The following is a 13,886-nucleotide window of genomic DNA, read 5'->3' on the forward strand; positions in this document are numbered from 1 at the left end:
GTGCCAAATGTGCAACTATGGCGATAGTGCGTAAATCAATACATCTCTGGATTGAAATACACCCTGCCTGTCAATTATATAAATACCTGACATCGTTTGCAAATTAGCGTTGCGACATATTTGCTAGTTTTTATAAGTAATTGCAACTAAACACAAGTGTTGTGATTACTCATGTTTAGTTGCAATCGTCTGATAGTTTATTATTTTTTTTACTTACTAAAACGCAATTACTTGTTGCTAAGCACAACAAAAGTTCTGATAGGCAAGTGTAGGGTAGCAGCGCTTTTTTCAGTTGTAATATTTACCTTGGTGTCAGGCTGTTTTCCAGTCCACTTAGCAAAATAATCACTTGAATTAAGTACGCAATGCCACTCTTGAGATTTTGCACTATGAATTGCAGGTAGTTGAATAGTTGCATCTTCATGATACATAGGATTTGCGCAAACAATTAGATTATTGCCAATGCGCGTAGCCAAAACAGTATGGTTAGACGTTTCAAGTTGTTTGCGTTTGCCGTCATACAATGAGCTATATTCAGCGCGAAGCTTTATAAGTGCACGATACCATTGAACAAGCGGATTGAAACGTTCAGTGCGCGCCCAGTCAAGCTGGTTCATTAGTACACCGCGATTATAAGAATTATCGCAACCGTGCTTAGTGCGTCCAAACTCTTCTCCGCTTAGCATAAACGGCGTGCCTGCAGAGCACAAAACAATTCCAGCTGCAAACATATTAGCGTTCAAAATATCCGCAACTTGTTGTACATCTTGAGCGTCAAACTCAAAATCGCTAGCATTCTCGCGCATAGAGATACAAAGCTTATCCCACAAAGTCAAATCGTCGTGAGCAGAAGTATATTGAACAATCTGTCCAACTTCTTTACCTGCAGAAGGAGTATCACGCCATGCATTAAGAGTTTGGCGAGCCGCATCTGAGCACCAGAACTCATTGCCATTAACATATCCACGGTCGCGATGGTTCATAACATTGCCTTTGAGGGAATCGCGAGACTCGTCGCTAAACCAGCCTATGCGCTCGTTAAGAGTGCCTCTGCCGTCTTTATCTCCCATCGGAACTTTCTCATCAACAGCAGGATCCGAAGCACCCCACGGTTCTCCATACATAACAATATCTTTACCGCCAGGAAGCTTGTCTAATGCAGTTCGTGCCTGATTTAAGGTTTCAGTATCAGTCAATCCCATAAGATCGAAACGGAAGCCATCAATGTGATAGCAGCGTGCCCAATGCAGCAAAGATTCAATAATAAACCTGCGGAACATAGGATGTTCAGAAGCCATTTCATTTCCACAGCCAGAGCCGTTAGCAAAAGATCCGTCAGAGTCTCGCCTGCAGAAATACCCAGGAGCCATGCATTCGAAAGCGTTTTCTGCGGACTTGTACATGTGATTATAAACAACATCCATAATTACGCGTTGACCATTAGCATGTAATGCCGCAATCATTGCCTTGCATTCGCGAATTCGCGCAGTGCCATCGTAAGGATTGCTAGAATAAGCACCTTCAGGAACGTTGTAAGCGTGAGGATCATAGCCCCAGTTGTATAGAGAATCTAATTCTTCTGCTGAAGCACCATTTTTGCGCGCATTGTCGATTGTGGATTCGTCAACTGTTGCAAAATCGTAAATAGGTTCGAGTTGCACATGAGTAATGCCAAGCTGCTTTAAATAATCCAAGCCAGTAGGGAAGTTGTATTCAGAAGAATTTGGATTTTGCAAAGATGTATGTTCATCAGTAAAAGCGAGATATTGGCCTCTATGCTCTGGCTTAAAGCCACCATTAGGGTTGCTGCTGAAATCTGCAACATGCGTTTCCCACACAACCATTGCATGGCGCACAAACTTAGGAGACTTATCTTTATGCCAATTGGCAGGAGACACTCGCTCATCGTCTATGACAAGGCTGCGCTCACCATTTACACCGCTTGCTACACCCCAAGGGTCACTAGTTCGATTTACTGTGCCATCTTGGAAAGTAACAAGATAATCGTAGTATATGCCGTCTAAACGCTTACGGAAATTAATCCGCCAAGCTCCGTCATGCAACGGTTTCAATTCGTGTGTTTGAATTGGCTCACTGTTGTTTCCAGTTTCAAAAAGTCTTAACGTCACATTCTGTGCAGTTGGTGCCCATACGGTAAATGTTGTAGATTTAGCATTTAAAGTAAATCCAAGAGGTCCTTCGTATACAGGCCATGTTGCCGAAGATGGAGTCGTCATATAGGGTATCCTTCTTCTTTCGCTATTTTGCGAATTGTCTAAATTTTCTAAATTATCTAATCGTATTAGTCATTATACAGTTTTTTAAATTTTATTATTTACTTATTGTTCTGTTATCAAGTTTTTTTATGTTTTGCGGCACTATTTGGCTAAACACGGTAGGGTTTATGCGATAGCCATTATCGTATTAAGTCAAACGGCGAGTGTGTTAAGTTATTTTTTATTTTTATGTGTTCGTGTTGTCTAGCGAAAGAGAAGGCTGAAACGCTCGAAAGCGTCTCAGCCTTCAGTAAATTTATATCCTGTAAATTATCAGCCTTTAACGGAGCCAGACATGGACTCTTCGTAGAAGCGCTGCATAATAATGAACAGGATTACGATTGGTATGGAAATGCACACAGCACCTGCCGCGAATGCAGCGTACCAATCAGGTAGATACTTTTTGGTAAGCATCTCCATTAATCCGTAAGCAACTGTGTAGTTTTCCTTATTGTCTCTCACTACTGTCTTCACCATAACGAAGTCTAGCCATGGTCCCAAGAATCCAGTAATTGCTTGGAACACAATCATAGGCTTGCAGATTGGAACAATAATCTTCCAGAATACTTGCCACTTTGTGCATCCATCCAAGTATGCAGCTTCATCCAAAGACTTTGGAATAGTATCCATGTAGCCCTTCATAATGTAGAAGCCAGCACCGCTACCTGCAGAATAAACGATAATAAGTGCGATTAATACAATCGAACCTTTTGTTAAACCAAGAGCCTTCAAAATGAAGTAGATAGCAATAACAGCCATGATACCTGGGAACATACCAAGAATCAGAGCAAGATTCATGAATGTCTTACGTCCTTTGAAACGGAGACGAGACATGCAGAAGGACACTGCTAACACAAACACCAAAGAAATAATGCACACGAAAATTGACACGATCAAAGTGTTGAGGAACATTCGTGGGAAATTAATGTCATCGGTATCGGTAAATAACTTTATATAGTTATTTAGTGAGTATTCAGTTGGGAAGAAGGTTTTCTGATAGGAACCAGTGTTCTTGTTGAAGCTTTCTAACAAAACCCACAAGATTGGAATCAACCAAATAACTGACAACACCAGCAAGAACAGATGCGAGAAAGTATCTCCAATTACTCTTCTGACATGTTGATCTTTAAGGAAAGAAACACTACGAGTGCTCTTTACAACAGCTTCTTCGTTCTTAGTTGTAGTTTTATCACTCACCGGAATCCCTCCTCATTCTTGTAAGATCCAGAGTTGCGATACGTAATCAGTGCTACGACGGCAAGTACCATGAATGTCAAAATACCAATTACTGCACCTGCGTTGTAGTTTTGCTGGTCAACAGTCAACTTGTAGAGCCATGTGATAAGCAAGTCGGTGCCGCCTGCACTGTTGACTTTGCTACTTGCTGGGCCACCTTTTGTTAAGAGGTAAATAACGTTGAAGTTATTGATGTTGCCAGTAAAGGTAGTAATCAAATATGGAGTCATAACAAAGATGATGTATGGCATTGTGACGTTCATGAAACGTTGCCACCAACCTGCGCCATCGAGCTCTGCAGCTTCGTAAAGTTCTGCAGGAACGTTCTGCAAGATACCTGTAATCTGCATGATGGTGAATGGGATACCAACCCAAAGATTGATAAGAATTACCGTCACTCGAGCCCAAGTTACATCCGTAAGGAAAGGAAGCTCTTGATGTATCCAACCGTTTTGCTTAAAGACAATGTTAATAACACCGTTCTGGCTAAGCATATTGTTCATAATAAGCAATGAAACAAACTGTGGAACTGCAATTGTAAGTGAGAAGCAAGTTCGCCACAATCCCTTAAGACGAGTGGACTTTCTATTGATTATCATTGCAATGAACATGCCGAGGAAGAAGTTCAGGAAGGTTGCAAGGAATGCCCAAACAAGAGTCCAGATTAATACGTCAAAGAATACGTCAGCTTTAATTAAATCACTTTTTCCGGTTAAGAATTGAGAAAAAACGTCTAACCCAATCCAGCTGAATTTTTGTTGATGATTCTCATCATAGCTTGTGAAAGCCATAGAAATCATGAAGAACAATGGCAAAATTGTGAATAACACAATGCCAGCAGTTGGAAGAGTCATAAAACCGACGTGTGCTTTTTCGTCAAGAAGAGTCTTAGCATCATCAATGAAATTAAGTGGCTTCTTGCCGTCTGCCATTACAGATTGCGCTTTGTACGCGCTGCGAAGAGCGAGAGTTGCCAGATATACAAGCAATACAATCGCTAATATCGACATAACTCCATACAGTAAAATTTCTACAGAATTATCGCCCGCACTGTATCGCCAGAATCCGTTGACTTTAACTCTGCCCTGTTCTACTGTGCCAAGAGTGTTAATTTTTGGAAGATAATCCAATCCAATTGTAAATAAGAATCCGAATAAAGCTGCTTCACACGCTAAGAATATAACGCCTTTGATGTATTGCTTGCGGACAAAATTGCCAAAGCCAAATATAACAACAGAAATCCATGAAAGAATGTCCGCATGTTTTGCAGCCTCTTTCAGTGAATAAGGTGAAGGAGCAAAGCGTTCTGCAGTTGACGTCTTCTTCTGGCGTCTTTCTCGCTTTGTGGATGTCGTGCCAGTCATGACATGCCTTTCATGTAAACAAAATTATTTTGTAGAAGATAAACAATGCGCCCCACCCCTTGCCGGAGCGGGGGCTGGGGCGCATTGTTTTACTCAAAGTGCATAAAACACTGCTTATGCATCTATTTAGATTTGTTGGCTAGAGTAAGTTTTGTTTACTTACTTCTCTAGGCCCTTAGCAAATTCTGCGGTCTGCGCGGCAGCATTATCGCCAGTAATCTTACCGGTGGAGATAGAAGTGCCGAATGCTTGAACTGGATCCCAGAACTTACCCATTTCAGGAATTGCTGGCTGCAAGACAGAAGTCTTAGCAATGGTTTCCATCTGAGCAACAGCAGCTGGCTCTGCCTTTACGCTGTCAGCAAGGGACTTGTCAGAAGGAATTGCACCTTCCTTTTCGAAAGCAATCTGCTGGGACTTCTTGGAGCCCAAGAATGCAGCGAACTTAGCAGCCATCTCTGGAGACTTGGTGTTGGTGTTGTAAGCAACAGCCTTAGAACCAGCGAAGGACTTCATCTGGTGCTCGCCAGACTCAGTCTTGAAGGTTGGAAGAGCAGCTGCAGCATAGTTATCCTTCAAGGCGTCCTTAACCTTGGCTGCATCCCAAGAACCGGAGAATATTGCATCAACGGAGCCGTCCTTCAAGCCAGCCAAGCCGCGACCATTTCCATCAAGTACGAAGTGCTTTTCGTTTCCAACGAGCTTTGTTGCAATGTACTTGGTAACTTCAGCAGCCTTATCACTGAGCTTCATGCCAGCCTTAGCATCGTTTCCACTTTCGCCGAAGAGAGTCATATTGCCATCGAGGTAGAAGCCTGGGAGATACCAAGCATTAGCAAGATCGAATGAAACCTTGCCTTTTTCAAGCATCTTGTCGAGGGACTTAACGTCATCAGCGGAGAACTTGGACTTGTTGTAGTACATGAACCAAGTGTTGCCGGTGTAAGGAACGCCGTAAAGCTTACCGTCCTGAGCGGTAACAGACTTGATCAAAGTATCTTCGTTCTGTTCCTTAACTTGCTTTGTGGCGTCATCGCTTAATTCGCCGATTGCTCCAGCCTTTACCAAGTCGCCGAGCTGATCGTTAGGGAAGAGGAACACATCAGCAGCAGCCTTAGCATCCTGCTTAACAGCCTTAGCAGCGTCTGGTGGCTCAACAACAGCGTTCTTGAAAGTAACGTTTGGATTTTCCTTCTTGAATTCTGCTTCAACAGTCTTAATCCAGCCGCCATCTTTCTGATCGTCAGCAGAACCCCAAACGGTGAGCTGAACAGGTGCTGAATCAGCAGCCTTCTTATCGCTATTGTTAGTGCTTGAACCGCAAGCTGCAAATCCAAACAAAGTAGCAACTGCAAGACCTGCACCCAGCATCTTCTTAATATTCGTCATCCTTGACCTCCTATATCATGCCAAAAACCGGCATATCATTTGGTGGCGTAGTAACGGACTCCGTTGTGGCGCAACATCGCGATTGCTGCGTAGAGCAGCGTCACAAGTCTCACAAATCCGTTCGTAAGCACTGTGTAGTATACACGGATATCGTGTCGTTTGCAAATGAGTGGCGGGTTAGTCTGTATATTTTGCCCTATAAATTTTTTCAAGTGGTTGTGTGTAAACTAAGTAGCACAACGCTAGAAGGGTGAAATAATGGCATTATACGATCATGCTCAGTGGCTTAAAGACGCGGTTTTTTACGAAATCTATCCGCAAAGTTTTTGTGATTCCAATGGCGATGGCATAGGCGATATTCAAGGAATTATCGAAAAGTTAGACTATGTAAAATCGCTTGGTTGCAACGCAATTTGGCTTAATCCCTGCTATGACTCGCCTTTTAAAGATGCGGGCTATGACGTGCGCGACTACAAAAAAGTAGCTGCGCGTTACGGAACGAACGAAGATTTAAAGCAGCTTTTTAGTGAAGCTCACAATCGAGGAATCCGCATATTGCTTGACTTAGTGCCGGGTCATACGAGTGAAGAACACGAGTGGTTTAAGGAAAGTTCGAAAGCTGAAGAAAACGAATTTAGCAAGCGATATATTTGGACAGACAGTGCGTTTAGCGGCTATTCTATGCCGTTTATTGGCGGTGAAACTGAGCGTGACGCCACTTATATTCTAAACTTCTTCAAATGTCAGCCTGCATTAAACTACGGTTTTGCACATAGGGATCGAGCTTGGCAATCCGCTCCAGATTCCAAAGAAGCGGCAGAAACTCGCGCTGCAATGGTTGATATTATGCGATTTTGGCTTTCGCTTGGTGCGGATGGATTCCGAGTTGATATGGCTGATTCGCTTGTAAAAAACGATGACAATAATGGCGAAGGAAGCCTTGGCAAAGACAATACAATTCGCGCATGGCAGGAAATGCTTGGCACTGTGAAAGAAGAGTATCCGCAGGCTGCTTTTGTGTCCGAATGGGGCAGACCACGTCAGGCTCTTACTGCAGGATTCGACATGGACTTCTATTTGAATTGGCGCTGGGATGGAAACCCTAACGGTTACGCACGTTTAGCTCGTGATGTTGATAATGCTTTAGACGGCAATCCTGAGCATGATCACAGCTACTTTAATGCGCACGGCGGCGGCAGTATTTGCCCATTTTTAGACGATTATTGCCCACAATATGAGTCAACCCATTCGCAAGGTTACTTTAGTTTCATCACGTGCAATCACGATACGCCGCGTCTTGCTCCGCGTCTTGGCGATCGTGAGCGTCGCGTGGCTTTCGGCATGATACTCACTATGCCAGGCGTGCCATTCGTGTATTATGGCGACGAAATTGGCATGAAATATCGCGATATTCCAACAAAAGAAGGCGGCTACGCTCGTACGGGCACTCGTACGCCAATGCAATGGGACGATGCAAAGAATTTTGGCTTCTCGATGGCTGCAAAATCTAAATTATACTTGCCTGTTGAAGCGCGAGCAGACGGAAGAACTTGCGCAAATTCTCGAAAACAAGCAGTGGAAAGTGGTGAAATTCCAACTGTTTCTGCGCAAATTAATTGCGAAGATTCCTTCCTTTCGTGGGTGCGCTCGCTTATTGCGCTTCGCCATAGTCGCAAATCTTTGCAAGCTGACGCGTCTTGGAGAGTTTTGTATGCTCCGGTTGACGGCCGCGGCTTTGCTTACGAGCGTTGCGCAAAAGGTGACGTAGGAGAATCAGCTGTGGAACGAAGCATTGTGGTTATGAACCCAGGTGTAAATAGCGAAACAGTTTCATTAGAAGCATTAGCGAATCTTACGCAAGAATCTGCTTACAATCCATTACTGAAAATTGGAGAAATATCAGTTAATGGTGATTGCTTAACACTCGGCGCTCAAAGTTTTGCAGTGTTTGGAATGTAAATTACAGGTTAGTTAGATACGTAACTACAGATAAAGTTTATATAAACTAGGTATGCGCAAATAAACAAGGACGTGCAATGGGTATTAATAGTGGTAAAGCAATAATGCGTGATAGCGGTAACGCGAATAAGGAAATGCTTGACGCAAACGGCAAACCAATTCGTGCTGACCGTAACATAAAAACTGGAATCACGCTCAATAAACTTAAAATGCTCGGCGCTTTTATGCTTATGCTAGGCGCATTTAGTAACACAGTAATTGCACGAATGTTCGGCGGAACAGTAACCAATAATATGTTTGCATTGACAGTCATATTAGTTTGCGAATTTATAAGCTGGACTGCAGTGCCATGGTATGCGTGGATATTAGTACGCGGATATCACAATACTCATAATTTGAATCTTTACATGTTAAGATTGCTGATTTTAGCAGTGGTCTGCGAAGTTCCATACGATTTGGTGAATTCAAAATGTTTGTTCGACATGCGTTCGCAAAATCCTGTATTTGCAATGGTTATCGCACTATTTGTACTTTCGAGTATAGATACAATTAGGGAGCGTTTAAGCGGATTTAGTAAAGGTTTTGCTATTACTGTGCTTATCATTGCGGGTCTTCTTTGGAATTTGATAGGAAAAGTTTTTGTGCAGCATGGAATTTTCTTCGGCGGTGTAACTTTGCTTATTTTCGTACTTCTTTTTGAATTATTAAAAAAGCGCGAAATTACTATGGAGATGACTGCAGGAATGTTCGGTGCTATGTCGATGCTTGCACCTGGTATTGGTGTGGCTGTGTTGCATTATCGTAGCGCTTATGGTGATGGTCCTAAAAACTCGACGACATTCCGTTGTGTTATGTATGTGTGGTATCCGCTGATGTTGATCATTGCGTCAGTGTTTGCAGTATTCTTGCGTTGAAAACATTTCGTAGCAGTTTTTGGATTTGTTTGTAAGGCGAGTTTTACCGCAAATCAGGGTTTATAGCAAATCAGGGTTTGCTATAAAGCGAGTTTGGTACTACGCCTTGCATAGCGTTTAAACCTAGTTTTCTAATCTGATTCGCTAATCAGTTTGCAGATGTAATGTCTGGGGCAGGACCAGTTGAGTTTCGGATTAGAAGCTGAAGCGGAGCTGTAATATGGCGTCTTGTAATTGGCTGCTCGTTAATAAGTGCTAAAGCAATATTTGCGGCTTGCTGAGCCATCAGACATGGATTTTGTCGAATGGTAGTTAAGCCTAATGCTTCTGCAAAAGTACTATTGTCAAAACCAATAATAGACAAATCTTCTGGCACTCGTATGCCTAGTTTTTGTAAACGAAACAGGAACGGTATAGCTGTGGAATCTTGGTGAAAGCACAGTGCAGTAGGAGGGTTGCTGCTTGAAAATAGTTCTGAAATAGTGGCATCTAAGGGATTGTCTCCAAAGTCAATTGGTAAGATTTTCCCTTGAACTCCTGGTGTATCGTTGCATATCGTTTCAAAACTGGTAATTCGTCTCGAAGAACTGAAGCGAAGTGGTGAATTAAAATGTTCGTAAACATACAGTAGTTTTTTGTGGCCTAAAGTAGTGAGATGGCGCACTGCAAGTTTAATTCCTGCAGTATCGTCAATGCTGATTGCTGCAGAAAGAATTTTAGACGCTACACAATTAATGCCCACAATAGGTACCTTTATGCGTTGAAGTTGCTCTGCCTCATTGTTGCTGATATCGAAAGAAGATACGATTACGGCATCAGTATTACCGCGTAAAGGTAGTTCTTTGAAGAAAGTTTTACGCTGTTCGATACCATCTACTGAATAAATTACTAGATCATATCCGGCTGCGTGCAACGTAGCGTTTAATCCTTCAATAATAGAAGCACTAAACCATTCTATGCGACTGCTACCAATAAGTAGTGCTATGCGGTATGATTTGCCTGATTTCAGTACTCCTGCGGTTCTTGATACAGTAAAGTCGAGTTGTTCTGCTGCTTGCGTAACTTTTGCTCGTGTTGCTGGCGCTACTTTGTCTGGGTGAGCGAAAGTTCTAGAGACAGTGGCTATGGAAACCCCTGCTAGCGTAGCTACATCGCTAATACTGTTTTTTGACATTTTATTTCTTCTGTTCTTTGTTTTTGCTCAAATATGAAGAGTGTTATATATACCCTTCAAAAAGAACATATAAGTGTTATGTAAATACAATAAATGTAAAGGTTTACATTTTTAGACACGCGGGTAAAAAAGTATTTATTTTCGCAAAAATGGTGCAGTTTAACGGATTCGAAATGAAAACCTTTACATTCACATTTTTTCTGTTTGACCAGTGAAAACTTTTCGCAATATTATAGATTTTACCCATTAATTTCACGAAGAAGTGGAGTAACAATGAACATTAGAAAAATATGTATTTCATGTGTCGCTGTTTTAGGCATGCTTGCTAGTGTTAGCGCGTGTGGCAGCAATTCTGCCGGTGTAACCGACACAAAAAAAGATAAAGGTTTGCCGGTAATGGGTGAAGCATTGAAATATAACCCTAACCATCTTGTTAATCAAGGCAAGCCAATTGCTTTGGAATATTGGAGCTGGGGAGACAGTAGTACCGACCCAATCTACGATATGATCAAGCAGTATACGAAAATCTACCCTAACGTAACGTTCAAAACGAAGAACGTTGCTTGGGACGATTATTGGACAAAACTACCGTTAGCACTCAAAGGCAAAAGCGGCCCAGCTCTGTTCAATATTCACAATTCCAAGGATGAGCTTATACGCCCATACGCTGCCGACTACAACGTTGACAAGGCAGCAATGGAAGCTGACTACAGCTCTTCTGTTGCACACGAAGATTCCAACGGAAAAGTAAAGTATATTGACTCGGTCATCAATACTGGCAATATTTACTACAATAAAAAGCTTTGGAAAGAAGCCGGTTTAACAGAAGCAGATATTCCTACGACTTGGGACGAGTTGCGCGAGGTGGCAAAGAAACTTACCAAGTGGAACGGTTCCAAAATGGTACAAGCCGGTTTCAATGTTAATGGTGATGCATACGCTGCAATCAACCAAGGCTTGAACTATCAACGTGGCGAACTTGCGTTCGATAAAAGTGGCAAAAAGCCTAATTTTGACAACAAAATTACGCGCGAAAACATGCAATTCCTAAAGAATTTGTACGACAAAGACAAAGTTATTGCAACAGACTTCGGTACTGATTACACGCAAAGTTTTGGCAACGGACAATCCGGAATGGTATACGCTTGGGGTTGGCTTGAAGGCCTACTGAAAGAAAAATATCCGAACGTAGAATACGGTATTTTCCCAACTCCAACATTCACGAAAGAAACGCCATTCGCTTATGATCGCTACAATGGCGAATCTACTCCAGGAATCAACGCTCACCAAAGTAAAGAACAGCAGGCCGTGGCACAAGACTTTATCAAGTTCATTCTCGCTAACGACGCTTTTATTCGCTCTGCAGTGAAACATCTGAACTCGTTCCCAGCGAAGAAATCGCTACAGAACGATCCAGAGATTCTTAAGGCCCCGGTAATGGCGGCTATTCAGCCTCGCGTGAATAGGTTGATTTGGCCAGGCATCACTCCTTCTACGGTGGAAACCAGCAGCAAGGCAGCGTTCCAAAACGTTATGCAAAATGGTCAATCTATTGATTCCGCAGTAAAAGAAGCACAGGCGACCATGGTAAAAGACATGAAGAATTCCAACTTTAAGTCTGCAGAAAGCAAGTATGAATTCTTCAAAGAACACAAGTAAAGATTCATAAACTGAAGTGTGTTCTTTCAAGTAAGGCAAGGGAAATCATGGAACAATTAGATCAGAAATCTCATTCAACTCCTCTAGGGAAAAAATTTGGTGGTATAGCAAAAGTAACCGCTGCGTTGTCTCGAACCTTCTCATTTCGCAATGTGGCAGTGACATTTCTGGTTGCTTATTTCGCGATTTTCCTTGCCTATCCTATTTATAAAGCGTTTGCCGGCAGCTTCCACGAGTGGAATCCGTTGGTTGGAACGTACAACTGGGTTGGGCTCGATAATTTCAAACAGATTTTAACCGACGGCCTATTTTGGAAGTCAATCGGTAATACAGCTATTTTCATGACAATATCCGTAATTTTCCGCATTATTCTCGGTTTGGGTTTGGCAATGTTGCTCAGCTCCAAGCTCGTGCATTGCAAAGATTCGCTGCGTGGCCTATTTTATATGCCAACGATTACACCACTTGTCGCAGTAAGCTTCGTGTGGATGTGGATGTTTGATCCGCAGTTTGGCATGATTGATAAAGTTACGGGATTGAATATTAATTGGCTGCACAGTTCTACTTGGGCCATGCCGGCAATTATTATCATGACCATTTGGAAAGATTTTGGCTACGCAACCGTGCTATATTTAGCAGGCTTAATGAACCTTCCCAAAGATGTGTATGAAGCAGCCGATATTGATGGTGCTAACAGTGTGCAAAAATTCTTCCGCATTACTTTGCCTCTACTCAAACCTACAACGTTATTCATTGTGATCACGTCAATGATTGCTTACCTGCAAGCCTACGTGCAGATTTTAGTTATGACTAACGGTGGCCCAGGAACAGCAACTTACACTATTAGCTACTTGATCTTTGATCAAGCCTTCCAAAAGTATAACTTTGGTATTGCGTCAGCCATGAGCGTAGTGCTTTTTATCTTTACTGGCGTACTCACGATAATCATGTTCAAAGCTTCTGAGGACGGTGAGTTGGTGTGAGCAATAAAACGGAAACGACTGGAGTTGTTGTTACGGTGCCGGCTAAGGGGGGTATTGTGAAAAAATTACGTAACTGTGCAAGAAGCAGCACTCGTCATGCTGTGTTGAGTTGGTCGCTTACTATTTTTCTTTTTCTGCTTTCTGCGCTAACAATTATTCCATTTGTGTGGATGTTCATTTCTTCATTTGCACCAAATAGTGATATTGTGCGTGTCGATGGTGGACTATTTCCTATGCCTAGTACGTTTGATAACTACGTTGGTATTCAGGAAAAATTTGATTTCTTGAGATTATTCTGCAACTCGTTGTTTGTTGCTGTAGCAAAAACGGTAATTGCCATTTATACCAGCGCAGTGTTGGGATATGTATTTGCAAAAATGCGTTTCCGTTGCCGTAATTTGCTTTTTGGTATAGTGATGAGCACCATGATGGTTCCGTGGGCTGTAACTATTATTCCGCAGTACGATATGATGACAAGTTTCGGTTGGCAAGATACGTACCGAGCCTTAATTGTCCCGGGATTAATTAGCGCTTTCGGCATTTTCCTCTTCCGTCAGTCAATAACAGGTATTTCTGACGAACTCATTGAAGCTGCAAAACTGGACGGAGCATCTGATTTTCGTATTTTCCACAGTATTATTCTTCCTATGAGCCATAACACGATTGCGGCGCTCGCCATCTTTACTTTCTTGTGGAACTGGGAGGACTATCTGTGGCCGTTCTTGATGATTTCGGACGAAAAGAAGCAGCTGCTCGCAGTGGGCTTGAAGGTGTTTACTGGGCGATATGGCACTGATTATGGTGGCTTGTTTGCAGCGACTTCTTTGGCGATTGTGCCAGTTATTATAGTGTACGTAATTTTCCAAAAGCAGTTTATTGCAGGTATTTCCACTGGTAGCGGTAAGTAACCCGCATAAGTGAAGAGAAGATAC

General features: G+C 42.5%; 10 protein-coding genes. 5 read left to right on the top strand and 5 right to left on the bottom strand.

From position 1 onward, the window contains the following. Nucleotides 1-227 precede the first annotated feature (227 nt). The 4 genes from pulA to HXT26_RS00470 form a co-directional block, all read right to left on the bottom strand. Nucleotides 228-2,237, bottom strand: coding sequence for a type I pullulanase (gene pulA / locus HXT26_RS00455; RefSeq protein WP_174163522.1), 2,010 nt, complete (start codon nt 2,235-2,237; stop codon nt 228-230). A 312-nt stretch (nt 2,238-2,549) separates the two neighbouring features. After that, the gene (locus tag HXT26_RS00460) at nt 2,550-3,473 is read right to left on the bottom strand and encodes a sugar ABC transporter permease (protein WP_004104797.1); all 924 of its coding nucleotides are present in this window, start codon (nt 3,471-3,473) and stop codon (nt 2,550-2,552) included. Beyond that, nucleotides 3,470-4,876, bottom strand: coding sequence for a carbohydrate ABC transporter permease (locus HXT26_RS00465; RefSeq protein ID WP_004104794.1), 1,407 nt, complete (start codon nt 4,874-4,876; stop codon nt 3,470-3,472). The genes HXT26_RS00460 and HXT26_RS00465 overlap by 4 nt, the downstream gene beginning before the upstream one ends. Nucleotides 4,877-5,035: 159 nt before the next feature. Next, on the bottom strand, nt 5,036-6,265 hold the full coding sequence (locus HXT26_RS00470) for an extracellular solute-binding protein (RefSeq protein ID WP_064340169.1): 1,230 nt from the start codon (nt 6,263-6,265) through the stop codon (nt 5,036-5,038). A gap of 258 nt (nt 6,266-6,523) precedes the next feature. Here HXT26_RS00470 and HXT26_RS00475 point away from each other — a divergent pair, with 258 nt between their 5' ends. Next, nucleotides 6,524-8,224, top strand: coding sequence for an alpha-amylase family glycosyl hydrolase (locus HXT26_RS00475; protein ID WP_004104790.1), 1,701 nt, complete (start codon nt 6,524-6,526; stop codon nt 8,222-8,224). Nucleotides 8,225-8,301: 77 nt separating this feature from the next. Beyond that, nucleotides 8,302-9,138 (top strand): TraX family protein, encoded by an 837-nt coding sequence (locus HXT26_RS00480; protein ID WP_004119097.1) that lies wholly within the window; start codon nt 8,302-8,304, stop codon nt 9,136-9,138. Between the two features lie 148 nt (nt 9,139-9,286). Here the strand turns inward: HXT26_RS00480 and HXT26_RS00485 are convergent, their stop codons facing one another. Continuing rightward, complete coding sequence (locus tag HXT26_RS00485) at nt 9,287-10,312, bottom strand: LacI family DNA-binding transcriptional regulator (protein WP_004118431.1); 1,026 nt, start codon at nt 10,310-10,312, stop codon at nt 9,287-9,289. 273 nt (nt 10,313-10,585) lie between these two features. Between HXT26_RS00485 and HXT26_RS00490 the strand changes: the two genes are divergently transcribed. The 3 genes from HXT26_RS00490 (at nt 10,586) to HXT26_RS00500 (ending at nt 13,862) form a co-directional block, all read left to right on the top strand. After that, the gene (locus tag HXT26_RS00490) at nt 10,586-11,971 is read left to right on the top strand and encodes an extracellular solute-binding protein (protein WP_004118447.1); all 1,386 of its coding nucleotides are present in this window, start codon (nt 10,586-10,588) and stop codon (nt 11,969-11,971) included. Nucleotides 11,972-12,018: 47 nt separating this feature from the next. Then, complete coding sequence (locus HXT26_RS00495) at nt 12,019-12,954, top strand: carbohydrate ABC transporter permease (RefSeq protein ID WP_004118448.1); 936 nt, start codon at nt 12,019-12,021, stop codon at nt 12,952-12,954. A 101-nt stretch (nt 12,955-13,055) separates the two neighbouring features. Then, a complete protein-coding gene (locus HXT26_RS00500) occupies nt 13,056-13,862 on the top strand; it encodes a carbohydrate ABC transporter permease (protein ID WP_032835185.1) in 807 nt (268 codons plus the stop codon). Nucleotides 13,863-13,886 lie beyond the last annotated feature (24 nt).

It is taken from the genome of Gardnerella sp. DNF00497B, assembly GCF_049262725.1.
GTDB classification, from domain to species: Bacteria; Actinomycetota; Actinomycetes; order Actinomycetales; family Bifidobacteriaceae; genus Bifidobacterium; species Bifidobacterium leopoldii.

Coding starts and splice junctions, on each gene's coding strand:
- pulA (WP_174163522.1), bottom strand. CDS start 2,237: ATGACGACTCCATCTTCGGCAACATGGCCTGTATACGAAGGACCTCTT.
- HXT26_RS00465 (WP_004104794.1), bottom strand. CDS start 4,876: ATGACTGGCACGACATCCACAAAGCGAGAAAGACGCCAGAAGAAGACG.
- HXT26_RS00470 (WP_064340169.1), bottom strand. CDS start 6,265: ATGACGAATATTAAGAAGATGCTGGGTGCAGGTCTTGCAGTTGCTACT.
- HXT26_RS00475 (WP_004104790.1), top strand. CDS start 6,524: ATGGCATTATACGATCATGCTCAGTGGCTTAAAGACGCGGTTTTTTAC.
- HXT26_RS00480 (WP_004119097.1), top strand. CDS start 8,302: ATGGGTATTAATAGTGGTAAAGCAATAATGCGTGATAGCGGTAACGCG.
- HXT26_RS00485 (WP_004118431.1), bottom strand. CDS start 10,312: ATGTCAAAAAACAGTATTAGCGATGTAGCTACGCTAGCAGGGGTTTCC.
- HXT26_RS00490 (WP_004118447.1), top strand. CDS start 10,586: ATGAACATTAGAAAAATATGTATTTCATGTGTCGCTGTTTTAGGCATG.
- HXT26_RS00495 (WP_004118448.1), top strand. CDS start 12,019: ATGGAACAATTAGATCAGAAATCTCATTCAACTCCTCTAGGGAAAAAA.